The following is a 26,486-nucleotide window of genomic DNA, read 5'->3' as shown; positions in this document are numbered from 1 at the left end:
CGAATATGGGCGGCTCTATTGAATGGCGATAAAATAATTTTTGAATGCAGTTCTCATTACATAATGACTTGATTTCTGCCTGCATTTTTTGCTTGATATAAAGCAGTATCTGCTTTTTCAAAAAAATCATCTTTGCTTTCATCAAAAGCGGGGGTTGAATTGGAAATGCCGATACTGATGGTAATATGCAGCTCCAGCGTCTTATGCCGAAAAACCATATTAGTAACACTATTTCTAATTTGTTCAGCCAGGTTTAAAGTATCCTGCCTGCTCGTATCAGGTAGTATTACCGCAAATTCCTCTCCTCCATAACGCGCGACTACATCATTTTCTCGTTTAACCTGCTTTTTTAATAAGATTGATAATTGCCTTAAACATTCATCTCCCACCAAATGCCCGTAGTTATCATTAATTTTTTTAAAGTGATCGATATCGATAAGCAGTAAAGAGAGTGCAGATTGAGAACGGACTGCTTTTTTAATTGAAAGCGTTAAATAATCATCAAAAAAAGCGCGATTTTTAAGGCCTGTCAAAGCATCCATTGTGTTCAGCATCTTCAGCTTTTCGGCCTGCTCCTTTGCTATAAAATACGATGATAGCCCCAGCCAGTACTCTTTGTATTGGATTTTTGTCACAATGAACATTCCAACAGCAAAAATAATAAAAAGCAGCAGGATTGAAACAGATTGAGTGTTAAAAAATAATAAGGTAATAATTGACGGAAGCAGGTAGCCTGCAATAAGTCCGATAGTTAAAGAACGATCAGGAACTAAGGCCGCCACTCCGCCGCCGCAAAAACCGGCGGTAGAAATAATGACAGCTAAGGAAATGGGCTCAAAAATGGGAAGCACTAAAGCCATTGCACATAAAACGCCCCAGCTTAAGGCTGAGCCCCATACTAAAGGGGGGAATAATTGTCTCCATAATCTAGGTTGTTTTTTAAATAATCGTTCAAAATTCAGTGTTAAAGCAATGCGGGATAAAGAAAGGAAAATAAAAATCGAAGTAAAGGCAAGGCAGATAGAGGGGGCACTGCTGTAGAATTGAGTAGGAGTAATCAGAGCAAACCAGACAAGTAAATAGATGAAGGTGCCGTTAAAAGAGCGGCTGACAATGTCTTTATTGGCACGAAAATGCATTTGCTCGTTAATTTCTACATCCGCTAATTTAGTGATCATATTCCCTGCCTGTTCTTATCTCTGACCTTGTGTATATTGTCTGAGGAAAAATAAGATATATAAGATCATTCATTAATAGTAGCAGTAAAGCGCGAATATTAAGCTGAATGCAAAACAGTTAATTTAAACTTTTTGCTCAATAAACTGTTAAACTGCGCTTAGAAGCTGTTTTAAAATACAACTACATACAATATGATGCTTTAGCATCAAGCAGATGGATACAAAATGATAATCATAGAATACCTCAGCAAAAGCTATAATCGCTTTTTACAAGATTTGCCTCAGCACTCTACTCATCCGAGACGTTTCCTGATCACATTTAACGGTGCTTCCCCGAGTGATCTTAGTGCAGCAACCAATGATATTAGAACTTATACCAGTAAAGAGGTGGAGTTATCGAGCGCGGTTGCAGATAAGCAATCGGAATCTCATGTTGCTGAGTTATTCAGCAAAGCTCGAAGCAGTAGAGATATAATACAATTTGACAAAACAGATCTGTTATTTGAGAGAAAAACTGCCGTTCGAAATTCGCATGAACAAGAAAGCAGTTTTGATATTAATAATTTATTTAAGAACATCGCAAAACACAACGGTATAGTAATTTTAGCGACTGAAAAAGCGCAGACATTAACTGCTGCTATGTCATCAAAAGTAGATGTTGTTATCCGTTTTCCCAGCGTGTAAAAGTATCTTTGATAACCGGGCTCTCTCGGTTATAGGTGCCCGGCCGTTACATAATCTGCTTTTTTAGCGTACATAGTAACGGCCTTTCTTTATCAGCCGTTCTGTTATGGTTATTCTGATAATAAAAATAATTGGAGTAAATCAGCAGACATTATTTCACTGTTTATTATTGAAGTATGTGTCTGATCATATCCCTTGATTTGAAATACATTATTTTGTGCCTCCCTGCGTAACTGGCTGTGTAAAAAGATAACTCCGTCACTGTCTCCTCTATTGAATTTGTTGTCTGTTTTAAACAGTAAACAGCAAATTATACGGCAGGTTAACCAGTAGCTGCGGATTAAATTATTTGACTAAGAATTCTCTACAGATCGTAGTTCTGCATCATATGTACAGCAAAACCATCACGTTTAAAAAAGGTTAACGGCTCCCACATCCCCGTCTTTCCATGTTTAATTGTAAACAGGGGACTTTCGGCGTTTTCATATGTAAACACTTCTGAGAGTTAAGCGACTGAATTCACAGTAATAAAATAGTACTGATTTTTTAAAGATAAAAATCTGCATTATCTATTTTATGGTTAATAATAGGCTGAAGAATTATTAGACTTTTCACTTCAACAGAAGAGATCTTTATTGTGCCGTTTTTTTATATTTCATTGTTTTCATTACTGTTGTTAATGACTATTTCTATTATCTATAACACCATAAAATTAGGCATATCCCCCATGCCAAGCTCAAGCACAGCGTTTAAAGCAGTAAGTCAGCTGATCGATGAAAGCAGCACTGGTACAGTAGTAGATTTGGGCTGCGGTTGGGGCAATCTGGTTATACGTCTGGCGCGCAGATACCCGCAAAGACAAGTAATCGGTTATGAGCTGTCTTTATTACCCTGGTTAACAACTAAAATAATCAGAAAATGCCTGGGTTTGAAAAATTTAACTTTGTATAAGCAGGATTTTTATAAGGCAGATTTTTATGAAGCTTCACTATTAATCTGCTATTTAGAACCGAAGGCTATGCATAAAATCGAAAAAAAGCTGGCGGAACAGCCGGGGAAGGTTAATTATCTGATCAGCAATAATTTTGCGCTCCCCACATGGACGCCGGTGAAAGTGATCCGCCTGAATGACTTTTATAAATCACCTGTTTATATATATAGAGTTAAGAGACCCCCTAATAAATGCATAAGCAATATACCCGTGCTTTAAATGCACGCTTATATTTCACAGTAAGCAGTGTTTTCAAAGTATTTAACTCTCTCTTTAATAGAATCTATTTCCGGCCGAACCTTATTTTTATCTGTTGTCTACAACACTTTGAGGTACACCTGCTTTGTCATAAGTTAACTGGTGATTAGCGCTTTTTTTCCTGTACAGATCTAAAACAGTGCGAATACTGGTTATTCTGTGCATTTATCCTAATCTAAAAATTATAGAAAGGGGTTGAGTTAACAGCTGTAATAGAATTGTAAAGCTCAATAAAAGGATGTAACTCGAAGAAGGTAATCTATGAAAATACGTACTAAGTTCCAGCTTGCTATTGCTGCAAGTGTATTATTTCCGGTGCTGCTATTATCTGCAGTCGCAATAAAGAGTATTCGTGATAATGCTGTTTTATCTTTTCAGCATTCAAGCTCTTCTGAAATTACCCATGTTGATACCGCTTTTACGCTCTATCTAAACGGCCTGGCTGAAGATGCCAGGTTTCTGGCAAATGTCATGCAGATACGCCAGCTGGACAAGTCTGTAATCAGTTATGTCGATTTGCCTTCACAAGATATGACGCCCCTGAGTAACTCTGCCGTTGAGGCGACTGCATTTGAAATGATGACTGCTTTCGGGGAAGCCCGGCCGGATCTTGCTTACGTTTATCTTGGTATGGATCATGGCGGTTATATTCAGTGGCCGACCAGTAAAAGTGCGGATCACTATGATCCTCGCGTGCGTCCCTGGTATACCAGCTCAATTAATTCAACGACACCAGTTCGTGTGCCGGCTTATGCTGATTCAGTAACAGGAACGCCGCTGCTTGATTATCTGCAGCGCTTTGAAGGAAAGGACGGATCGTTTGGTACTGTAGGTGTGGATGTTACTTTGTCAAAGCTTACTGAAATGGTAAAAAATGTGACTTTTGCCGAATCTGGTTATGTCATTCTGGTAGAAGATACCGGTAACGTTTTAGCTGATCCGCGCAACCCGGATCATAATTTCAAACAGCTTAACTCGCTGGGAGGCGCTTATGCTGATCTGGCAAATCTACCTCAGGGGCTGCATCCTATTGAACTTGACGGTAGTGAGTGGTTTGCAAATATTTATGTATCTCCGGATCTGGGATGGAAATTTATCGGCCTGGTAAATACCGATGAGGTGTATGCGCAGGCAAACAGCATGACTAGCAAAATGCTGTTTATCAGTGCTATATTGCTGCTGATATTTATTGCTGCTGGATTCTGGTTATCGGGTATGATCACTAAACCCATGAGTGCAATAACAGAAGGGCTGCAGGATATTGCTTCGGGAGAAGGAGATTTAACCCGTCGACTTGATATTAAAACAAAAGATGAATCTGGTGAAATGGCCAGTGCATTTAACACCTTTATCAGTAATATTTATCAGATTGTCAGCAAAGTGACTGCCACCAGTAAGGAAATGAACAGCATCTCAACGCAGGCTAGAAATGCATCTGCGGAAGTGGATGTGGTATCTCATAATCAGCTTGCCTCAATAGATCAGGTTACTACGGCATTTCATGAAATGGTCGCAACAGCTAATGAAGTTGCATTAAACTGTACCGAAGCCGCTTCTGCTGCCGATAACGGCGACCAGCAGGTCGATCAAGGCAGGGAGTTAATTCAGGGAACAGTTGATGCTGTAGCATCGCTGGAAAATATTCTAGCGGAATCTAACGAGGCAATGGCTGAACTTGCAGAAGAGTCGAATAATATTACGGTTATTTTAGATACAATTCGGGGAATTGCCGAACAGACCAACCTGCTTGCGCTAAATGCGGCTATTGAGGCTGCGAGAGCTGGAGAACAGGGAAGGGGCTTTGCTGTAGTCGCAGATGAAGTGCGAACTCTGGCAGGGCGCACAGCTGAGTCTACGCAGGAGATAGATCAGCGTTTAAGCAGTTTACGTCAGCGCACAGAAGTTGTCGCAAGTAAATTATCAAGCAGCATGGTTCATTCAAAACAAACTGCTGAGCATACGGCATCTACCGAGTCTATTTTTGAGTCCATTCAGCTGTCGGTCAAAACAATTCGCGACATGACAACTCAAATTGCGACTTCGGCAGAGGAGCAGCATCTTGTTGCAGAAGAGATAAACCGTAATGTGGTAGAAATTCAAACCGGTGCCAATGAAGCGAATGCCGCTTCTTCTGAAGCTGGGAAACACGCACAGTCACTTGAGGAGTTATCAGACCAGCTTACCGCACATGTCAGTCAGTTTAAAACGGAGTAATGTTTATCAACCAAAGAGCAGGGGCTATTGAAACTAGCGCCTGCTTTTTTATGCGTAGAATTATAAATGCCTGATCAGTCTGACTGCTTTAATGCAACACTAATTAGTTAACCTCGTTTCTAATATGCAGCTACTCATCAAGCTGTTTTTCATAATCTCTAAGCTGTTTATGTAATTTTAATATAGTGCGGATTAATTCTGATTTTTCCTGGCCTGCCAGTTCTTTTACATCATAATTTTTGGCTGCTTCATCTTCGAGTTCCTTTTTGTCCGCTTCTCGCTGCCTAACCTCTTGTTGTTCGGCTTTCAACTGTTTTGCTTCGCTTCGCTTAATTTCTTCGGATTGATAAGTACCGTATATTAAATCTTCAAGAGTACCGTTGATGGTACGGTTTTTAGCCAGCTTTTTCAGTTGAATGCCGGCCTGGATATCCAGATTAAAGGTAAACAGTTTTTTTCCGTTGTTACTGTCCCTAGATTTCTTGCTTCGCCAGGCTTTAAACAAACGTGTTCTTAATTCACGGCCTTCTGCAGATTTATCAAGCAGCTCACATAATTCATTAAAGCGCAGTAAATTGAGATTGTGAATATCGATACCAATACCGCTGCTTATCTGGTTGAGAAGGGGGGTTTTCTGAATCAGGTAACTTTTCAGCCAGTTAATATTACTTTCATTCCACTTAAATTCTTTAGGTATATAACTCGTCGCTGCATGCATAAATTCTCCATGAGACAGGTTCGTTTATCGGAAATACTTTTATAACAAACTAGCCTGCCATAGCGCAACAGGTTATTAATTAGTCATAACAGTATATGCGTGGTACTGACAGGGAAATGTATTACGGCGTCATGCCGCTAAATGTTGCCGCTATATGGTGCTGCATAGTGATATAAGATTGATTGGCAGGCTGTCGGGAGTGTGTTGAAAAGGTAATGCTGCAAAGTGGTGCCGCTTAGTCATGAAATTGTCATATCTACTTGAATTTAATCGTTTAAATGGCATTGGTTTGTTGGTAAAATATATTGTAAGGCTAAGTTTGGATGGTGTTTTTTCTGTAACTGAGAGTTTATGTGTGTTTGTTATTTTTAAGGTTAAGATGGATGGTAAAAGCAATTAATAATGCTAACCGACATAGTATATTTAATTGTTATACTAGTGTCCATCAGCTTCTCATCAGTAGATGACAGTTAATTTTTTGGTGGTACTGAGTTTCAAAACGCTACTGAACAGTCAAAATAAAACTATCGTTTTAATTGTTAATAAGCTTTAGTCTTCTGTGCAGGTTATTAAAGCTACAGTTCGTTAATACAGTCATCAAATCATTAACTGTATTAACGGCGATTGTCTGCTGCTTAATTGAATAGAATAAATTTAAGAAAAGTTTCTGTAAAACGCTAAAATTATATATAGAGAGATATCATGGACAGCAGTATGTGTAATAAAAGCGACACTATAAATAAAGTACGAGGGTTTACTCTTATTGAACTTGTGGTTGTTATTGTCATTCTCGGCATATTAGCCGCGACTGCACTGCCGAAGTTTTTTGATATGAGCGAGGATGCACATGCCGCAGTTGTAAAATCCACTGGCGGTGCTTTTTCTGCCGCGGTTAATCTGGCTAATATGAAATGGATTTCTACGGGCGGCTCTGGACCTGTAGATAATTTACAGGTATATGGAACGGGTGTGGATGGACAGTTAGACATTAACCAGTGGGGCTGGCCTGCTCAGAGTTGGCCTCCTGTAGAAACAAGCCCAAGACTAGATAATACCGAAGACTGTATTTCGGTCTGGATCACGGTTTTAGAAGACGGACCTACCGTATCGCTTTCTTCAGATAAGGCTGATTCAGACTATTTAGTTACGTATATCTCACCGGACCAATGTCGTTTTGTCTACAACCCGTTACCTTCGTTGTCTATATATTACGATTCACGCGACGGCAGCGTTATTACGGACTCTGATCCTAATTAGGGAGGAAAGAATCAATCAGATGCAAAGTTGGTTTAATGTAAACGTTTACCTGTTTTTGCATTAAAGGTTTAATGTAAACGTTTACTCGCTTTAGTTAAAGCTGATATATATCAAGAATGTTCTTTAACACGGTATATTACTGGTAAAAATCGCGATTTAATCCTATGTCTTTGTATTTAAAGTTTTTATTTTGTTTTTTTGGAGGTGTGGCTTTCAGTGTGATTAATTATAATTAATATTTATTAAAACCAGCTGCTATAAAAAATATAACTCTCTGCTCATGTTTTTGCTCTTTATAAATTACGTCTGACTTCAAACTACCTGTGTTTTTTATGGTTTTTTTGTTAAGGAGATCAACTTAACAGAATGATATTACTGACCTGCTCTTCACCTTTTTTATTCATATGCTTAAATCTGCGCCGGGAAGATAATTACAATTAAAAGGAAAAAAGATGAAATACGCATTTTCAAAAGTATCCCTGGCATTATCGCTTGCACTGACCTTGAGTGCATGTAACAGCAGCGACAGTACAGATTCCGTGATTCCGACACCTACGCCGACACCTACGCCGACACCTACTCCAGCACCAACACCAACACCAGAAGTAATACCTGAAATAATAGTTGAGCCATTGTCCGATGGAAACGATGTCACTATTGATATTGTGCAGGCCAGCGCGGCGCAGGACAGCAGACTTGCCTGTTATCAGGGCTTAGATTCGGTTTCGCAAACCTGTGGACTGGTTACCTATCAGATAATGGTGGAATCATTTATTGATGGTGACAGTAATATTGGTTACGGCACAGGGTATGGAAGCAGCCATCATGAAGGTGATCTGCAGGGGGTCATTGACTCGCTTGATTATATTAAAAGCTTAGGTGTGAATGCTATCTGGCTGACGCCTATTTTTCAGTCCACGCCTAAACAGGGGCAAACTGAGTGGGTGGATCGTCTGGATGCAACGGGTTATTTTACCAGTGATTACTTTAAAATAGACAGCAATTTTGGTGATCTGGCTAAAGCGAAAGAGATGGTTGAGGCTGCGCACGCCAAAGGTTTATATGTCTTTTTTGATGGAGTTTTTGGTCATCATAAAGGTAATGTAGCAGCATCACCCAACGGGCTGACTCCAACCAACGGCACCGCTCAAGGTGATGGATTTGAAGCGAGCTACCCGGCAGATTTAGCTTTTTATAAAGAGGTGGCTGCTTACTGGATTAATGAACTGAAAATTGACGGCTGGCGTTTAGACCAAGCCTACCAGGTGCCGACAGCTCAGTGGATTGAGTTACGTAAAACAGTTGAAGCTGCATCTGCCGCGGTCACTTACCAAAATGCATCCGGCGAGTCAGTTAATCCACTAGGGTATATGGTTGGTGAAATCTGGAAAGGACAGAATGAGATTGCTGAAAAAGCCTACGGCAGTACAGGTACTCCCGCACTAGACTCTGCGTTTGATTTTCCAATGCGTTATAACACTGTGCAGACCTTTGCAGTAGAAGAAAGCGGTAACGGCGATCGATTCGCTTCGAATTTAAACAGCGGTTTTATGAGTCACCTGGCTTACCCGGATCATGCAATGCCGAATTTGATGTTAGGTAATCATGACTTGGTCCGTTTTGGTGATCTGCTACAGCGCGGAGATATAAGCGAAACAAATAATGAAGAGTACTGGGCAAGACATAAAGGTGCATTCAGCTTTATGAGTGCTTATTCCGGTCCTATTACTTTCTATTACGGTGAAGAGATAGGTGATGAACTGCCGGGCTATGCTGATAAGGTAGATCCCTGCTCAGGAGATTCCGGGCTTTGTGATGACCATGTTGCGCGAACCAGTGCTAAAATAGACGGTGTAAATGTAACAATAAATTCAACCCAAGCAGATCTGAAAAATTACCTCGGCTCATTGATGAAAGTCCGCAGTGCCAACCCGGCACTTTATAATGGTGCACGTACCCACATCTTCTCGGACGAGAATGTCTACATTGACCGTAAAGATACAAGCGATAATCATGTGCTTTATGTACTTAATGCCAAAGGGAATTCTGTTTCACTTACCATTAACGGCAGCGCGATCGGCAGTGACGGAACATTAACCGATCTGGTTTTAGGTAAAAGCCATGCCGTCGCCGGTGATGTTTATTCACTGACCTTAGCACCATTTGAGTCACTGTTTCTGAATATTGATTCTCCAACTGCAGAGGGACCACAGTCATCTAACGGTGGCTCTCTTACAGGCACAGGCTTTATGGCTACCTGTGATAATCCAGACTCAAGTGATGCCGATCCGCTAGGTAAAGCAATGTATATTCGCGGCAGTTATACCGGAGGTGGTAATTTTGCTGAAACGCCGGCAGCGCGTCAATTCAGTTACAAAGGGCAGAATACCTACCAGGTAGTGGTCACTGAATCTGCTGTGACTTCTTACAGCTTTAAATTTGCCGCTGATGACTGGTCAAAAGAGTTTGCTGTTGCCGGCAGTGCCGCTGTTGTTATTGCACAGGAGCAGACTGCTGCCGTAGCTGCTGGAGCCGGAACCGAGTCCTCAATTGCTATTCCTGAGGCAGGCAGTTATGTATTTAGTTTCAGTGTAACCAATGAAGGGGATCCAAATAAGATGATGGTTAGTAAATGTGCTGAGTAACAAACAGCGTTAAAATAAAACTGTCTCTATCTTTGTCTTTGTTGACAGAGATAGAGGCAGTGCATATTAATAATTCCTTTAACTTTTTTCACTTACTCCGATTTTCGGTACCAGTAAAATCAGCAGTGAAGCGCAGACTATAGATGTTAATACGTCAGAAGGCCAATGCATACCTAGCCAGATTCGGCTTAATGCAACGCCGGTTCCCCAGCTGATAAGCAGTACTGCTGCTAAATACTTTCTACGTCGAAATAAAAAACCTCCCCAGAATAAAACACACACGGCTGTAAAAATAGTATGGCCTGACGGTAATGAATAATTTGTTTCACCATGCCAGTTCTGCACCCGCCATGGGCTGAACTTTTCCTCTGCCTGTGTAATAACCTGCTCTTTCTGCTCGGTTGTTAAGCCGTAGAACTGCTGTGCAGAACTGACCAGCTGTAATTGAGCCAGTTCCTGTGTATAAGGGCGAGGTACCTCAGTAATATGTTTTAATCCGCTTTTAAGCATAAAACTCAGCAATAAAAGAATGCCGAACTGAGTACAAATTATTAGACCTTGTTTAAGATTTACCTCGGTAGTTAACAGCAGGCAACAAAGAACAATAGTCGTAACTAGAAAAAATGGATTGCCTGCAGTAGCTGTGAACACCGTTAGGAACTGTCCAAATAGTGGAGACAAAGGAGCCTGAAGATCCGGAGAAGGCAGCAAAAGCAGTAATAAAGCAAGGCAGGAAGCAAATAGCGCACCGCACAAAAGATCCATTTTTTTATCGTGAATAGTAAATGTGAATGTCATTTAAAAACCTGATTGTTGGAAAAAGTAATATAAGGGCTGATTTTACATGGTGAAAATCAGTCTCCCAACCTTTATCCAGTCATAACTAAGTCATTTACATTCATTTGTTTTCTGCTGCTGGTTGAAAGCCGTGTTTCTGCCAGATCGGGGCAATTTCAGAGGATTTTTTAAGCTCCTGTAAAGTCCGGTTAAAGGATTCATTTAACCGGAAGCTGCCTGGTATTTTTTTTGACCATAGAATATGAATTGTCTGCTGTGAGATAATGATAGGCAGGGTGGTCAGCCTGCTTTTATCTGCTGGAAACTGTTTTTCCAACAAGGCCTGTCCAACCAGTTTATCGGCAGCAACATAATCGACTCTACGTGCAATTAATCTTTCAAAACAGTGCTTTAAACTATTTGATTTGACCTTAGAGAACAACCTGCTGCTGGTAAATTCATCACTATAATAATAACCGTTAATAACGCAGACACTGTGCCCGTAAATAGCGCTGAGATCTGGCGTTTCTCTATAGTTATCCGAATGGCTGAATAAAACCACATGACTGCTGGCAACCGCATCAGAGCGCCAGAAGAAAGCTGATCGTTCATTGCTGAAATAAGCGCCTAAAACCGCATCATAGTGACCTTGTTTGGTGTGCTCTATAGCCCGTTTCCAGGGAACAAACGTGACATTTACCTGATAACCTAATTTATTCAGTACCCGGCGGGTTATTTCAGTGACTGGGCCTTGATTATGCATTTTACCGCCGTAATAAGGCTCCCATTGATCTGTGACCATTTCAATGCTCTTGTCAGTACCTGGATAGCTGAAGCTGCTGAATAATATAAAAAACAAGATGTAAGTAAGTTTCATAGGTTTCATCTCAATGTCTTGATTTTATTTCACCATTATAGAACGTCGGACATATTATTTGTAATAAACTGCCTGCAGGAAGCGCAAAATCACAACAAGCGCACCTTCTGCCAGTCAAGCTGGGACTATTATTGACTGTTTTACTAAAGATTTAGTGCTTTGTCAGGGGAAATATATGATATTTACTTTGCTGAATGTTTAGCCGGCAAATTTTTTGATTACAGTATTAACGCTATATTATAACTGCTAATATTCGCTTCTTTTCATTTGTCGATAAAGTCGTTTATGCCAGCAGGTCTGTGTTTATTTATTGCAGCTTTATTATGGGGCAGTTCATTTGCCGCATTGAAGTATGCTGTTAATTTTTATGATCCGACTTTTGTCATATTTTTACGTATGCTGCCCACTTTTTCAATTTGTTTATGTTTGTGGCTCTGGGTAAAACGTTTTAAATATCAGCAGGGGACTGGAAATATCTACTGAGTATGTCACTGGCAGAGCCGTGTTTATACCCGTTATCATTCAAGATGCAAAAATCAGCAAGTCGAGAGCTGAACAGGTTCTAGGCGTGAAGCTGAAGATATAACGGGTTAAATAGAGGCTTTATAACAACGAAGATGTTTGCCTCACGGCTGGCCCTTGGGTCACTAGCTCGAAAACCAATACTGCGTTGCAACACTTGATAAGGGCTAGCCATTGTCATCATGTTACGCCTTGTCTTAGTGTCCGAGCTAGTGACTGATAAATGCATTTGTCATCATGTTACGCCTTGTCTTGGTGTTCGAGCTAGTGACTGATAAATGCATTTGTCATCATGTTACGCCTTGTCTTGGTGTTCGAGCTAGTGACTGATAAATGCATTTTGATTGGTAACGGGTATATATTTTCTATTTAAAGGTTATGCATTACAAAATACCTCTGCTTCTCAGGCTGGTATTCTAGTCTCCTGTCTGCCGATTGTTATCGCACTGCTTGCCTTTTTTATGCTTAAAGAACATATTTCTAAAGCGATTATTGTCGGTTTTAGTCTATGTATCGGCGGCAGTATTTTGTTAACCCTTGTTTCTCCAGTTTTGAGCATGCACCTAACCCCGCTTCAGGTAATTTCCTGGAGTTTCTGGCGATGGTTTGTGCTGCCTATTACTCTGTCAGTGTTAAATATTTGGCTGCCCGCTACGCTCCATTGTCATTGATAGCTTTACAGGGACTCAGCGGCACACTGTTTTTCGGGCCATTTTTGTTTTCACTGGTATACCGCAAGTCCATGATACAAATGCACTGCTTAACATTTTCTAGCTAGGTATGGTTGTAACATTGGGGGCTTATGGAATGTATAACTATGCCTTAAGCAAAGTATCTGTCCTAACAGCGGCTGCTTTTTCAAATTTAGTGCCTATTTTTGCTCTGCTGTTATCTTCACTATTTTTAGGTGAAGCCCTCAACATAGATCAGTGGATAAGTATTATGGTGGTATTCACGGGGGGGCTAGTAAGTCAAAAGCATAAGCCGAAGAATATTGAATACGGTCAGGAAAAGAGCGAAACTTAGTAGAATAATTAAGCGGGCAGCCGATAATCTGTAAAACAGCTGTTAATTGTTTTATTTACAGGTACTCTGACTGTCGCTTCAGCAATTTAGGCTGTTTTATATTTTTATTACCAAGCTGCAGTTAAGCCGGGTATGTCGATCAGGAGAGTAAATCATGAAAAGTAATGAACAGGTAAAAAGAAGCCGTCGTCTGCGTAAAAAGTTATATGTCGGTGAATATTCGGTACTAGGATTCGACGTATCATTCAGATTTGAAAATATTGATGAAAAGAGTTTTGATTCTTTTTTTGATGAAATCTGCAGTTTCACTGAGTCGAGAAATCTCATTATGGGAGGGGCGGGCGGTACTGATACTTTTAACCTTTATATCAGTTCACATGATCGTTACGGCTCAGCAACAGAAGAAGACCGCAGTGCTTTTGATGCCTGGTTAAAAAACAACGTATTTATTGTTGATGCAAAAGTCGACGACTTATCAGATGCTTATTACGGCATTTAAAATAAGCATGAACAATTGCGGTGACCAGTCTACTGTCACCGTCTGTTCCATTTCAATCCCCTCTGTTTGTTATTTAAGCGCAGTATAAAAAAACTTTATTTGTTCACCTGTCTTTGATCATTTCATACACCACTTGACTATACTTTTAGTGCAGAGTTACACCTGTTTTTAGGTCCGAGTACATTTAATCAATGTGTCGTTTGTTGAAGTGAGGTTTATATGAAATACAGAGGGCCGGTTGTGGCTGGAAGTTTTTATCCGGCTTCACCTGAACAGTTAAATACCCAGCTGCACACATTTTTGGCTGTTTCACCAGAGCAGAATCTTATCCCGCATGCGCTGATTGTACCGCATGCTGGTTACTGTTATTCGGGCGCGGTTGCCGGAGAGGCTTATGTTTATCTTAACGCGATAGCATCTGAGATTAAGCGTGTTATCGTACTGGGCCCTAGCCACCGAGTTCCTCTGCAGGGCTGTGCTATTTCAAATTATGATGTATTCAGTACGCCGCTGGGTAAAATACATGTGGCCAGTGACTGTTACAAGAAGCTGCTGAAATCTGCTCTGGTAAGTTTTTGCGATTCGGCGCATCTCTTTGAACATTCTTTGGAAGTACAGCTCCCATTTTTACAGTCTTGTCTGCAGGATTTTACCATAGTACCGATTGTTGTCGGGCAGTGTCCGCCAAGTCTGGTTAGCGATCTGCTAAATACATTAGAGGCAGATCAACCTTCTACTCTGGTGGTTGTCAGTACGGATCTCAGCCATTACCACAGTTACCGTCAAGCACAGCTTTTAGACAGCCAAAGCATAGAAAAAATATTAAGTAATGACAATAATCTGCATGGACAAGATGCCTGCGGCTGTTACGCTGTTAACGGTTTGTTAGATTATGCGGCTAAAAAGGGCTGGAAAATTAAATTAACTGCACAGGCTAATTCAGGTGATACTTTAGGCGATAAGCAGCAGGTGGTTGGCTATGCCAGTTTCGTTCTTTATTAGTTTCAGCAGTTATAAATAAAATTTAGATGATATTTTAACAAACAGCAGTAGGCGACGGGATAATAATCCAGTTTAATTCTTTACTAGCTTACATATAAAGACGAAGTTCAGGTGATAATTTAGATGACAAATAACAGGTGGTGGGTTATGCCGGTTTCATTCTCTATTAATTTTACTGCAGCAGAACAAAACGAGTTAAAAGAACTGGTAAAACAGGTTGTTGATACGACCACTAGAAAGCATTGTTTAGTGCTTCCAAAGCCTCCTTTATCAGCCTGCCTTCTGACTCGTCGAGCTTGTTTTGTAACCTTATATATTAACAAGCAGCTGCGCGGCTGCATCGGTACTTATGCTATTGAAAAACCGCTGTGGCTTAATGTTTGTGATTACAGTTATTACAGTGCTAGTCAAGATCGGCGCTTTGTGCCTCTGCAGCGCAATGAACTTCCGTATTTATCCTTTGAAATATCCGTTCTATCGGAACTGGAGTCTATCCCGAATAATGGTGAACAAGCTTTATTAAAAGAGCTGAAAGTTGGAACTGACGGTTTATTACTGAAAGAGGGCAGTCAAAGTGCCATATTTTTGCCAACTGTATGGAATTCTTTAACAACACCTATCACTTTTGTGCAGGCATTAAAACATAAAGGGGGCTGGGACAGAGATTACTGGAGTGAAAATATGACGCTGTATCGTTTTTCAACATTTGTTATTGAAGGCTAAGATTCTTATTTGGGATTTCTTTTCCACTATAATAAGCTTGTCGGGGGATAAAAATCCCCCTGCTTTATGAACTATCTGGCTTTTCTACGTTTTGCTTTAGCGCGGCGAACCGCAGCCGGGCTATTTTCTTCTTTCTTACGGGCGATCATCTGGTTACGCTCCTGGGTTGCTTTATAACGACTTTTTTTAAGCGGTTTAGCGTCAGAATCATTATATTGTGAAGATGACTGCGCATTGAATTCGTAACCCGGGTAAACAATGCGTTCAAACTTGCGTCCGATTAACTCTTCGATATTATCTAAGAACTGCTCATCTTTAGGGCTGACTAATGAAACCGCCATACCGTTTTTCCCTGCCCGGCCGGTACGTCCGATACGATGAACATAATCCTCTGCTAAAAACGGCAGATGGAAGTTTACCACGTAGGGAAGATCCGGAATGTCTAAACCACGAGCCGCCACGTCGGTTGCCACTAATACTCTTACGCTGCCTTCGGTGAATTTTTCAATTGCTTTATTACGTGCGCCCTGGGCTTTATCACCATGGCATAAAGCGGTTTTAATTCCATCTAACTGCAGCTCTTTAGCTAGTAGGTTTGCACTTTCTTTAGTACCGGCAAAGACCAGTACCTGTTTCCAGTTTTTAACACCGATCAGCTCCGACAGCAGTTCACGTTTACGCTGCTCCGATACCCAGTAGACCTGCTGCTTTACTTTACCCGATGTGGAGTTCTGCGGTGAGATCTCCAGGGTTTTTGGTGTGGTTAACAGCTTGTTGGCTAGAGTTTTAACTTTATTCGAGAAGGTTGCGGAGAACATCAGTGTCTGGTGTTTCTGCTTGATAACTTCCATTAACTTCTCAATATCCTGAAGAAAGCCCATATCCAGCATACGGTCGGCTTCATCTAAGACTAGGTATTTCACATGTGAGAGATCTACGTTTCTCAGTGTCAGGTGTTCAATAAGGCGGCCTGGGGTCGCAACCAGCACATCAACACCAGTTTTAAGCATTTTAGTCTGTGCAGGCATATTTGTGCCGCCACTGACAACACCCGAAGTCAGCGGTAAAAATTCGCTGTAGTCAGTAACATTTTTAGCAACCTGCAGGGCAAGTTCACGTGTCGGAGTTAAGATCAGCGCTTTGACCGTTGTATTGTTAGACGGTTTTGCACTGCTGTTTTTTGCTAAGATATCTAAAATCGGCAGCGTAAAAGCAGCTGTTTTACCTGTCCCTGTCTGCGCACTCGCCAGCAGGTCTGTACCAGTACGGATAAGTGGTATCGCCTGCTGCTGTATAGGAGTCAGGTTTTTATAACCACAAGCTTTTACAGCCTTTAATAACTCAGAAGATAAACCTATTGCATCAACACTCATTTACATCACCACTCTTATTACACATACGAATTAAATTATTGGGCGCGAGTATAACAGCTCTGGCTTATTGGGCATTAATAAAATGCATGCCATTATCAAGTTGCTGTTTAAACGTTTATTTATTATACTTTATGCAAATGATAATTGTTATCGGTGGTGTGTGTCAGCAGAGAAAAAAATTAAACATAATCGTAAATTAGAGAAACAAAAGCAGTCTGTTTATCTAGTCACCTCTACTGAAATGAAAATCACAACTAATTCGCAAATTATTCAGTCTACTATCTGTACAACAGAGTTTGCTTCACGTCCAATTAAATCAACGCCTTGTAAAAACTGCCCGGCTTTAAACTCAGGATTATGCAAATGTGCACTGAAAAAATTGAAAAAACGCAAGGCAGCATACCAGTAAATATATGCAGGGTTAGCATCGGCAGTTCTCAAAGATAAACAGCTCCTAGTTACTGTTGATTTATTAAAAGCGGATCACGAAAATACGGCTTGGTACGCACAACAGATCACCGTTGTGCTATTTTAGCGCTGTTCACAATAACCCATTTTGTAATGCCGCTAATAATCCGACTACGATAATATTATTTGACGGGTCTTACACTATCTATTTTTTTGATCTGCCTGTTTATTTTTCCTCTTTGTTTTACAGCAGATTTATGAATTCAGACTTAATTTTTAGTAAACGGTATCTTATATGGAATTAATATTTTCATTACTGCAGCAGCTCAGTGTGTACTTAGTGATTGCGTATTTGTTAAGTAAAACGCCGTTATTTATGCCGTTAACCACAGTCTCCGGTCATTTTTCGCAGCGTTTGGCCTGTTATGTGGTGTTTAGTCTGTTTTGTGTGTTGGGAACCTATTTTGGTTTAGCCATTGAGAATGCCATCGCTAATACCCGGGCTATTGGTGCGGTAATGGGCGGACTACTGGGGGGGCCGCTGGTTGGTTTCGCCGTAGGGCTTACCGGCGGCATACATCGTTATACGATGGGAGGCTTTACTGACACCGCCTGTGCAATATCAACCACTGCCGAAGGTTTATTAGGCGGCATAATCCACAGTTATTACGTGCGGCGCGGGCTGGTGGACAAGATATTTAAACCGAGTGTCGCATTTGTGGTGCTTCTGGCCGCTGAAGTGATGCAGATGACAATTATACTGCTTGTTGCACAGCCCTTTGAGCAGGCGCTGCATCTGGTTAAAGCAATCGCTTTACCTATGATTATCGCTAACAGTATTGGTGCTGCTTTATTTATGAGTATTATCCAGGACCGAAAGGCAATTTATGAAAAATATTCAGCGGCCTTTTCCAGTAAAGCATTAAAAATCGCAGAACGCTCTGTAGGTATCTTAAGTAGCGGTTTCAATCAGCAGAGTACCAAAAAAATTGCACAGATAATTTATGAAGAAACGGGAGTCGGTGCGGTTTCTATTACCGACAGAGAAAAAATCATGGCGTTTATTGGTATCGGTGACGACCATCACCTGCCTGGTACGCCTATTTCATCGGAGTGCACCAGACAGGCGATTCAAAACCGTGAATTAATTTACGCTGACGGTTACGAAGTTGCCTATCAGTGTTCACTGCATGAAAAATGTAAATTAGGCTCAGCGTTAGTTATTCCGCTGGTTGGCGGGGAAGATGAAGTGCTGGGCACTATTAAGCTTTATGAACCGAAACAGAAGCTGTTCTCAACGCTTAACCGTCATTTAGGAGAAGGGCTGGCAAAGCTGTTATCAAATCAGATCTTAACCGGCCGCTATATCGAACAACAGACGCTATTGACCCAAGCTGAACTACGCCTTCTGCAGGCGCAGGTAAATCCGCATTTTTTATTTAATTCACTCAATACTATCAGTGCGGTGATCCGTCGCGATCCGGATAAAGCACGAGAGCTGATCCAGCATCTTTCACAATTTTTCAGACGAAATTTGAAACATAATATTGAATCTGTGACTATTAAAGAGGAACTGGCGCATATCACGGCGTACCTCGAAGTTGAACTGGCGCGTTTTTCCGACAGATTAGAAGTTGATTTTGAGGTTGATCCTGAGCTGCTTAATGTTGTTGTACCCACCTTTACTCTGCAGCCCCTGGTTGAAAATGCGGTTAAACACGGAACTTCAACATTACTGCATAACGGCAGAATACAGGTCTTAGGACGTGTCATTACAGATGCGGCTCAGCCCATGGTGGAACTGCTGGTTATTGATAACGCCGGTAACTATATTGTAAAAGAAAATGAAACAGGCTTAGGGCAGCAGATTGTTGATAAACGTTTAAAGAATGCCTTCGGGCAGTCATACGGATTACAAATGTTCTGTGAAAAGGGAGTTTCTTGTACAGCACAGATTACTTTTCCGCTGCTGGAAATAAAAGGAGTTAACAAAAAAAATGCTTAAAGCGATTGTGATAGATGACGAACTGTATGCACGCGAGGAGTTGATCGAGTTATTAAGGGAGACTACTGAGGTAGATATTATTGCATCCTGCAGCAATGCGGTTGAAGGGTTACAAAAGGTAAACAGTTTAAAACCTGATGTTATATTTCTGGATATCCAGATGCCGCAGATAACCGGTTTAGAGATGCTCAGCATGCTGGATCCGGATACTATGCCGCACGTTGTTTTTGTTACTGCCTATGATGAATATGCTTTACAGGCCTTTGAAGATAATGCTTTTGATTACATATTGAAACCAGTCGAACCCTGGCGCTTAAGTAAAACCGTTAAACGTTTAAAGTCGAGTATCACTAAACGTGATTACAGCGGCCTGCTTCAGGAACAGTTAGAGTTAATTCCCTGTGCCGGTTATAACCGTTTTATATTAGTTAAACCCGATGAGATTGAAATGGCTTTTTCAGATCAGTCCGGTGTCCATGTGTTAACTAATATACACAGCAGCACTGAGCAGACAGCAGGCTGTTCTCTAAGCTTAAAAGTGCTGGAGGAGAAAACCTGCCTGATCCGCTGTCACCGCCAGTATTTGATTAATCCCACAGCAATTCGAGAAATTAAACTATTAGAGAATTCACTGGCTGAAATCATTACCTGCAACGGTTCAACGGCTCCGGTCAGCCGCCGTTATCTCAAAGCATTAAAAGATCGATTTTCGTTAAGTTAACTTTTTGGCCGATTCTTAAAACCACTTAAAAATGCTGTTGACCGTTTAAATCCGAATATGACCGCTGAGTTATTTATGCCGTGTATCTAACTATCTATCCGGTAGAGTGCTACTCATGACAGACGGATTTGGATGGTTTTACAAGTTATCAGTCGTTTTGTTATAGCCGTTCACTAATATTAATGATAACAATATTGATGAATGGAAATAACTAAGCGTCTCTAATTTAAACTCTCTAACTGCTGTTATCGTTATTAACTTAAACAGAGAGAGAATAATATGCTTTGGTTCCTATTTTGTGTTGCAGCACTGCTCGGCGGATATTTTATCTACGGGGCGTTTATTGAAAAAGTATTCGGCATTAAAGAGACACGTAAAACACCTGCTTATAGCAAGCAGGATGGTGTTGATTATGTTCCTATGTCGACTAAAAGAGTTTACCTGGTACAGTTACTGAATATCGCCGGAGTCGGTCCGATATTCGGTCCGATTATGGGCGCTTTATACGGCCCGGCCGCTATGTTGTGGATCGTGCTTGGCTGTATATTTGCCGGCGCTGTTCATGATTATTTCTCCGGCATGTTGTCGATTCGTAACGGCGGTGCATCCGTACCGACTATTACCGGCAAATATCTAGGAAAAAATGCAAAGCACTTTATGAACATCTTTGCTTTAGTGTTACTTCTGTTAGTCGGCGTGGTCTTTGTATCCGCACCTGCCGGTATGTTAACTAATCTGGTTAATCAGCAGACAGATCTGGCAATGCCGCTGCTTACTATGGTTATTATCATTTTCTCATATTATGTGATTGCGACAATTGTACCTATCGATAAAATCATCGGCCGCTTATATCCGTTTTTTGGTGCGCTGTTAATCTTTATGTCGGTAGGATTAGTTGTTGCGCTCGGTTTCTCAAGTGAACATACTTTATTAGGTGACTATGAAATGAGTCAGATGTTCACTAATATGAACCCGAATGATCTGCCGTTATGGCCGGCGCTGTTTATCACTATTGCCTGCGGTGCTATTTCAGGGTTTCATGCGACTCAGTCACCACTAATGGCTCGCTGTTTAGAAAATGAAAGTAACGGACGTTTTGTATTTTACGGCGCTATGATTGGTGAAGGTATTATAGCCTTAATCTGGTGTGCGCTGGCACTGTCCTTCTTCGGCTCAGTTGGTGCGTTATCTGACGCGGTCAGCACTGGCGGACCCGGCAGCGTGGTATACGATACATCGATTGGTCTGTTAGGTGTATTCGGTGGTATTGTTGCATTTCTAGGTGTGGTTATCTTACCGATAACCTCTGGTGATACAGCCTTCCGTTCAAGCCGTTTAATCCTTGCAGAGTATTTTAATCTTGAGCAGAAATCTATTCGTAACCGTTTACTAATGGCGCTTCCTCTATTTGTTATCGGCGCGATTCTGACACAGGTTGATTTTGGGATTATCTGGCGATACTTTGGTTTTGCTAACCAGACTACAGCTGTGATGATGTTGTGGACAGCGTCAGCTTATCTGCTTCGCCATAATAAATTCCATTGGGTAGCAACTGCTCCGGCAATGTTTATGACCACGGTAATAATTACCTTTATTCTTAATAACACTACATTAGGATTTGGTCTAGCGATGAATGTATCAACGGTTACGGGAATTTTAGCAATGCTGATGATTACCGTTTATGTGATAAAACGTTCTAAAGGCCGATATATTGAAGACGAAAGTGTTGACGGCGAGAATGACATCGTTGAAAATAAAGCGAAATTAGAATCAATTTAAATATTCTTCAAGAATATTATATGATTATGACGGTTATTCAGAAATGAATAGCCGTTTTTTTTAATAAAAATTCCAGAATTGACTTACACTATAAAAATGTAAAAGCTACTGAGAGTACCTATGATTAAATATATTAATGCGGCTCAAGCACATGAGCTGATAACCTCTACTAATACCTGTATTATTAATATAGTTGCAGAATGGTGTTCTGATTGTACACAACAAGCTGATAACTTCCCTCAATTTGCGCATAGTTTTACCGAGAAAGGTATTGCTGTCTATCAAGTAAATGTCCAAAAAGTAAAAAATGATTTCCTGTCTGATGCGCATCAAGAGTTAACAACTCTTCTGGGGGGGCCAGGTTATCCGCGTACTGTATTGATTAAAAAAGGAAAAATAATTGATGCAGACAATGTGGAAGTGATAAGTGATGAGGCTTTAGGAAAGCTAGCTGAAAAATTTGAGCAGGCGATATTGAGTTGATTAAAAAATGAACCTGTAGAGTTAGTACTTTATTGACTATTGTACGATAATTACAGTGTACAGGTTTATTTTGAGGAACAGCAAATGGACATTTCAGGAACATCAAGTGCTTCCAGTCAGCAGATAGCACCGCAGCGGAACGTGCAGAATGAATCAACTCTGCAGCGTCAGGAAACTGAAATTCAGAAGCAGACGCAGAGTATTGATAAAGTCACAACCGAACAGCCGGTTCAACAGCCAAAAAAACTCAGCGAAGATGTGGTTAATGCAAGGGTTTCTGAGCACCAGGCATTAGCATCAGGCAAACAAGTGACAGCAGATGAAGCGGTCGGTAGTCTGGTAGACGTACGTGTGTAATTAGCTGTTTTTATGAATATTTCAACAGCATCATCAGCAGTGCATCTTGCCGCATCTTCAACTGTGCAGAGCAGGCATTCAGTTGAGGTTTCAGCTTCACCTGTAATACCGGTCAGTGCACCTCAAGTTGATATATCCGTCTCCCCTGGAACTACTAGTGCTGACAATATCAGCGAGAATCCTACCTATCAAAAACCGGTCAACCTTGCCCCCGAAAAGGCAGACAAGTCTGTCGGCGGACAGCCCTCTGATGCACAAGAAAAGCAGACTGAAGTTGATCCGCAGACTGTAGAAGGTGCAGATAAAAAAACAAATGAACCTGATTCGAATCAGGAAAATGAGCAGTACAGCGAAACAGAACTGAAGCAGATTAGTAATCTGCAGGTGCTCGATGCTGAAGTGATCACACATGAAAGAGCGCATGCCTCGGTCGGCGGGCAGTATGCCGGCTCTCCACATTACAATTATCAAACTGGACCGGACGGTGTTAAATATGCGGTGTCCGGGGAAGTATCCATAGATACTTCAAGAGTGCCTAATGATCCTCAGGCTACACTGCGTAAAGCGCAGCAGATTAAAGCCGCTGCATTAGCGCCGGCAGAACCCTCCAGTCAGGACCGCCGTGTAGCAGCTAAGGCCGGGCAGATGGCGGCAGAAGCCCGCAGCGACATCCAGCAGGAGCTTCAGGGGGATGGTGAGGAAAGTATATCTTCAAGACGTTATGAGTCACATGTACCGGAACATTTTACCGGCCAGGAGCATCTCGCAGAAGAAACTAATGCACCACAGCTAGTTAACCGTAGTGCACAAATCAGTGACGTTTACCGAGATTCTTCCGTTATTAAAGAGAATTCGACCTTCCAGACACAGATCTGAATTCACCGTAACACACAAATCAGTGACGTTTACCGAGATTCTTCCGATATTTAAGGTTAATTCTTTCTTGCAGACGCAGTTCTAAATTCACAGCTGCATAGAAATTAATAAATCGTTCCGATTTTTTTGTTTTATATGATAAATCACTATAAAATCACCTTAAAATTCAGTATCAGTAAAATTGATACTTGATGAGATCTGATTTGTTATTTAGGAATGAAAAATGAAGTATTCATTGAAACAATTAGCTGTTTTCGATGCTGTTGCCAGCCAGGAAAGTGTCAGCGCCGCTGCACGAAAATTGTCGATGACGCAGTCTGCTGTCAGCATGTCTCTTTCGCAGTTTGAGAATGTCCTAGACCGTCCTTTGTTTATTCGTCAGGGTAATCGCCTGACGTTAAGTCACTGGGGACGCTGGCTTCGTCCTAAAGCAAAACGTTTACTGCAGGATGCCCAGCAGATTGAATTCGGGCTCCATGACCAGCAGATTATCAGCGGTAATTTAGTACTATGCTCTAGCCAGACCATTGCCGAACATATACTGCCGCAGTTAATCAGTAAAATTGATACTGATTTCCCAGAGCTGCGGATAGAAGTTAGCATTGAAAATACCGAGCATGTTGTGCAGGGCTTGATTAATCATGAATATGATTTAGGTCTGATAGAAGGGCGTAATGATGACAGCAGAATATTTCAGCATGATTTGACAGAAGATAATTTAGTTATATTTACCAGTGCTCATCATCCTTATGCTAAATATCCGAAGGTCAGTCTGGCGCAATTAGAGCAGGCAAAATGGATCTTACGCGAAATGGGAGCGGGAACCCGTCATATATTTGATGGTGCGGTACATGGATTAATTGAAAATATTGATGTATGGAAAATGTATGACAGTATTCCGGTTATTAAAGAGCTGGTAAAAAATGGTTTTTATCTGGGCTGTTTACCTAAACTAGATATCGCCAAAGAAGTCGCTAATGGAGAACTGGTTATATTAGAAACACCAGATTTAAATATGAAGCGTAATTTATCATTTGCCTGGCGTAATGATGCTGGTGAAAACCCGCTGCGGGATTGTATCATCGCAGAGGCAAGACGCTTAATTTCTAGTTTGAAACTCTAAAGGTTAGTCATGCACAGAGAGGGAACACATAAAGCCTGGCTTTTGTGTTGTGATCCTTAATCGAAAATGAATAAAACAAGCCGAGGCTTGTTTTATTCATATCTGCAGAAATAGAATTAAGCGACCTGAGCTTCTACTTTGTCATCCGGCAGGTATTGGTTAACAACTAGTGCTGCCATCTGACGGCGGCTTATCACACCGCACATTAAACCGTTGTTTATAACTGGATAGATGGAAGGGCGCTGTGCTGATGCACTTTTAAGACGCTGTTCATAACTCTGGTAACTACGGCTGGTCAGCATGCCGCCGTCATTAACCGGGAACAGTCTTTCTTTATCTACAACCATGAACTCGAGCAGGGTTGCTACCGGCTGGTGTGCATCAACAGTTAGAATTTCTGTCTGCATTGCATCTTCTACTTTATAGGTTAAATCAGTTGAGTATTCCTCTGACCATAATAGTCTTAAAATATCCTGTTGTGAGATGAAGCCGATCAGCTGCTGCTTATCATCAATAACAGGGGCCGCATCAATCTCATGGTCAGTTAATAAAGCTAAAGACTGGTAAATACACTTGTTCTGTAAAAATACTAGCGGCTCTTTATCCATAATCTGACTTACTGTAAGGCTGTTTAATGTGTTTTTCATAATGTGAGTCTCTCCAAGTTTAGTTAACTGATTGTTTGTTTCGAATATATTGTTGTTATTGCTATTGTCTTTATTGTTGTCTTTACCTTTACTGCCACCGTCAATTAACCAGTAACCAAGTCCGACTAATAAACCGCCGCCGACTATATTGCCCAGGGTGACAGGAATCAGGTTGTGGAAAATGAAGTTAGACCAGGTCAAGTCTGAAAAATCAGCGGCTGACAGCCCATGGTTTATATAAAACTGCGGCTCGCTAACTGCATTAATAGCGATGCCTAGCGGCACCATAAACATGTTCGCGATACTGTGTTCAAAACCGCTGCTGACAAACATCGCGACAGGCAGTACAAGCAGCATCGATTTTGCTAACGCATCCTTACAGCTGAATGTCATCCAGATACCCAAACACACTAGAATGTTACACAGGATCCCTAGAGCAAAAGCCTGTGCCCAGCTGTGATGGAGCTTATGCTGTGCAATCTGCAGGGCGTTAATTCCCCATGCTCCGCCGTCCAGCAGGTGCATCTGCGCCGTCACAATCAGTGCCAGCATTAAAGCCGCACCGGCCAGGTTGCCTAGATATACACGCAGCCAGCATTTAAGCAGCTGCCCGGTTGAAAACAGGCCCTGTGCCCAGGCCACAGTACTTAATACCGTGCTGGTAAACAGTTCTCCGCCGCATACGACGACTAATATAAGACCTACGCTGAATGCAAGCCCGCCTGAAAGTCTAACTAAGCCCCAGGGGGCACCACTTGCACCGGTTGTTACAGTGATATAAAAAACAAATGCAATGGCAATAAATGCACCGGCAAAGACCGCAAGAGCGAATGACTTTGATACAGATTTTTGCACTTTTTTTAAACCGTATTGTTCTACCTGCGCAATAACACTGTTTGCTTCAGGCGGTTTCTGCTGGTCATTGTTCACCAGCCTGACAGGGTAATGCATATTAGAACTCATAATGAACGTCGTGGCTGTGCACGCCTCTATACAGCGGTTTAATAATGGTCTGCGCAATTTTCATAAACTTCTCCTTAATGAATAAATATCGGCGTTAGTCTGTAACGCCCAATTACAATAGAAGAAATATAATCATAATAATATTTGATAATATCTATGCTCAGATTCAATTTTAATGATGGCAAGGTTTGTGTGAAATCTTAAGGAGGTAATCGTCAGCCTTTAGAGCGGTTGTGCTTTGGACAAAGCGAGAGATGAATTCTGCTCGTTGTTATGGAGTGCCGAATTAACCGGTATGTTGTTCTTGATTTTAAATAGATCAAGACTTGCGTTTATTGCATCTGGATTGACAACGGCTGTATATGTTTGGGTATATACTC

General features: G+C 41.3%; 22 protein-coding genes and 1 pseudogene. 17 read left to right on the top strand and 6 right to left on the bottom strand.

Features of this window, described 5'->3' with window-relative positions; translation table 11 throughout:
- Positions 1-56: 56 nt before the first annotated feature.
- Entirely contained in the window at positions 57-1,178 is a 1,122-nt protein-coding gene (locus tag G327_RS26090) for a GGDEF domain-containing protein (RefSeq protein WP_019615172.1), read from the bottom strand.
- A 225-nt stretch (positions 1,179-1,403) separates the two neighbouring features.
- On the opposite strand from G327_RS26090, the gene G327_RS0112750 reads away from it, so the two are divergent.
- The 3 genes from G327_RS0112750 (at position 1,404) to G327_RS0112740 (ending at position 5,325) form a co-directional block, all read left to right on the top strand.
- A complete protein-coding gene (locus G327_RS0112750) occupies positions 1,404-1,862 on the top strand; it encodes an AAA family ATPase (RefSeq protein ID WP_019615171.1) in 459 nt (152 codons plus the stop codon).
- A gap of 637 nt (positions 1,863-2,499) precedes the next feature.
- Positions 2,500-3,072, top strand: a complete 573-nt coding sequence (locus tag G327_RS24620; RefSeq protein ID WP_245542692.1) for a class I SAM-dependent methyltransferase — start codon at positions 2,500-2,502, stop codon at positions 3,070-3,072.
- Between the two features lie 300 nt (positions 3,073-3,372).
- Positions 3,373-5,325: a methyl-accepting chemotaxis protein gene (locus G327_RS0112740; RefSeq protein WP_019615169.1), complete on the top strand. Its 1,953-nt coding sequence runs from the start codon at positions 3,373-3,375 to the stop codon at positions 5,323-5,325.
- Positions 5,326-5,455: 130 nt separating this feature from the next.
- Here the strand turns inward: G327_RS0112740 and G327_RS0112735 are convergent, their stop codons facing one another.
- Positions 5,456-6,043, bottom strand: a complete 588-nt coding sequence (locus G327_RS0112735; RefSeq protein ID WP_019615168.1) for a hypothetical protein — start codon at positions 6,041-6,043, stop codon at positions 5,456-5,458.
- A 702-nt stretch (positions 6,044-6,745) separates the two neighbouring features.
- On the opposite strand from G327_RS0112735, the gene G327_RS0112730 reads away from it, so the two are divergent.
- Entirely contained in the window at positions 6,746-7,300 is a 555-nt protein-coding gene (locus tag G327_RS0112730) for a type II secretion system protein (protein ID WP_019615167.1), read from the top strand.
- 452 nt (positions 7,301-7,752) lie between these two features.
- Entirely contained in the window at positions 7,753-9,945 is a 2,193-nt protein-coding gene (locus G327_RS0112725) for an alpha-amylase family glycosyl hydrolase (RefSeq protein WP_019615166.1), read from the top strand.
- A gap of 78 nt (positions 9,946-10,023) precedes the next feature.
- On the opposite strand, the gene G327_RS0112720 is transcribed toward G327_RS0112725, so the two are convergent.
- Positions 10,024-10,743 carry a phosphatase PAP2 family protein gene (locus G327_RS0112720; RefSeq protein ID WP_019615165.1) on the bottom strand — a complete coding sequence of 240 codons (720 nt, stop codon included), beginning with the start codon at positions 10,741-10,743 and terminating at the stop codon, positions 10,024-10,026.
- A 100-nt stretch (positions 10,744-10,843) separates the two neighbouring features.
- Positions 10,844-11,608 (bottom strand): substrate-binding periplasmic protein, encoded by a 765-nt coding sequence (locus G327_RS0112715; RefSeq protein ID WP_019615164.1) that lies wholly within the window; start codon positions 11,606-11,608, stop codon positions 10,844-10,846.
- A gap of 276 nt (positions 11,609-11,884) precedes the next feature.
- Here G327_RS0112715 and G327_RS0112710 point away from each other — a divergent pair, with 276 nt between their 5' ends.
- The 5 genes and pseudogenes from G327_RS0112710 to amrA all read left to right on the top strand — a co-directional run bounded on the left by G327_RS0112710 (position 11,885) and on the right by amrA (position 15,371).
- On the top strand, positions 11,885-12,082 hold the full coding sequence (locus G327_RS0112710) for an EamA family transporter (RefSeq protein ID WP_026339350.1): 198 nt from the start codon (positions 11,885-11,887) through the stop codon (positions 12,080-12,082).
- 395 nt (positions 12,083-12,477) lie between these two features.
- A pseudogene (locus G327_RS26530) lies at positions 12,478-13,147 on the top strand (DMT family transporter); the annotation flags it as partial.
- Positions 13,148-13,301: 154 nt separating this feature from the next.
- Positions 13,302-13,646, top strand: a complete 345-nt coding sequence (locus G327_RS0112695) for a YggL 50S ribosome-binding family protein (RefSeq protein ID WP_019615163.1) — start codon at positions 13,302-13,304, stop codon at positions 13,644-13,646.
- A gap of 219 nt (positions 13,647-13,865) precedes the next feature.
- Entirely contained in the window at positions 13,866-14,648 is a 783-nt protein-coding gene (gene amrB, locus G327_RS0112690; RefSeq protein ID WP_019615162.1) for an AmmeMemoRadiSam system protein B, read from the top strand.
- Positions 14,649-14,771: 123 nt separating this feature from the next.
- Positions 14,772-15,371, top strand: a complete 600-nt coding sequence (amrA, locus tag G327_RS0112685; RefSeq protein ID WP_245542691.1) for an AmmeMemoRadiSam system protein A — start codon at positions 14,772-14,774, stop codon at positions 15,369-15,371.
- Positions 15,372-15,442: 71 nt separating this feature from the next.
- Here amrA and G327_RS0112680 read toward each other — a convergent pair whose 3' ends face one another.
- A complete protein-coding gene (locus tag G327_RS0112680; protein ID WP_019615160.1) occupies positions 15,443-16,744 on the bottom strand; it encodes a DEAD/DEAH box helicase in 1,302 nt (433 codons plus the stop codon).
- A gap of 703 nt (positions 16,745-17,447) precedes the next feature.
- Here G327_RS0112680 and G327_RS0112670 point away from each other — a divergent pair.
- The 7 genes from G327_RS0112670 (at position 17,448) to G327_RS0112640 (ending at position 24,496) form a co-directional block, all read left to right on the top strand.
- Positions 17,448-19,157 (top strand): sensor histidine kinase, encoded by a 1,710-nt coding sequence (locus G327_RS0112670; RefSeq protein WP_019615158.1) that lies wholly within the window; start codon positions 17,448-17,450, stop codon positions 19,155-19,157.
- Positions 19,150-19,878 carry a two-component system response regulator BtsR gene (gene btsR / locus G327_RS0112665; protein WP_019615157.1) on the top strand — a complete coding sequence of 243 codons (729 nt, stop codon included), beginning with the start codon at positions 19,150-19,152 and terminating at the stop codon, positions 19,876-19,878. The genes G327_RS0112670 and btsR overlap by 8 nt, the downstream gene beginning before the upstream one ends.
- Before the next feature lie 279 nt (positions 19,879-20,157).
- The gene (locus tag G327_RS0112660; protein WP_019615156.1) at positions 20,158-21,657 is read left to right on the top strand and encodes a carbon starvation CstA family protein; all 1,500 of its coding nucleotides are present in this window, start codon (positions 20,158-20,160) and stop codon (positions 21,655-21,657) included.
- A 120-nt stretch (positions 21,658-21,777) separates the two neighbouring features.
- Positions 21,778-22,140 (top strand): peroxiredoxin family protein, encoded by a 363-nt coding sequence (locus G327_RS0112655; protein ID WP_019615155.1) that lies wholly within the window; start codon positions 21,778-21,780, stop codon positions 22,138-22,140.
- An 84-nt stretch (positions 22,141-22,224) separates the two neighbouring features.
- Positions 22,225-22,497, top strand: coding sequence for a hypothetical protein (locus tag G327_RS24610; protein WP_019615154.1), 273 nt, complete (start codon positions 22,225-22,227; stop codon positions 22,495-22,497).
- Between the two features lie 12 nt (positions 22,498-22,509).
- Positions 22,510-23,373 carry a putative metalloprotease CJM1_0395 family protein gene (locus G327_RS24605; RefSeq protein ID WP_019615153.1) on the top strand — a complete coding sequence of 288 codons (864 nt, stop codon included), beginning with the start codon at positions 22,510-22,512 and terminating at the stop codon, positions 23,371-23,373.
- Between the two features lie 223 nt (positions 23,374-23,596).
- Positions 23,597-24,496 (top strand): LysR substrate-binding domain-containing protein, encoded by a 900-nt coding sequence (locus G327_RS0112640; protein ID WP_019615152.1) that lies wholly within the window; start codon positions 23,597-23,599, stop codon positions 24,494-24,496.
- 116 nt (positions 24,497-24,612) lie between these two features.
- Here the strand turns inward: G327_RS0112640 and focA are convergent, their stop codons facing one another.
- On the bottom strand, positions 24,613-26,106 hold the full coding sequence (focA, locus tag G327_RS24600) for a formate transporter FocA (protein ID WP_051090315.1): 1,494 nt from the start codon (positions 26,104-26,106) through the stop codon (positions 24,613-24,615).
- Positions 26,107-26,486: the final 380 nt, after the last annotated feature.

Source organism: Psychromonas ossibalaenae ATCC BAA-1528 (genome assembly GCF_000381745.1).
Lineage (GTDB): Bacteria > Pseudomonadota > Gammaproteobacteria > Enterobacterales > Psychromonadaceae > Psychromonas > Psychromonas ossibalaenae.
The sequence above is the reverse complement of the archived record's forward strand: the minus strand, read 5'-3'. Positions and strand labels throughout refer to the sequence as shown.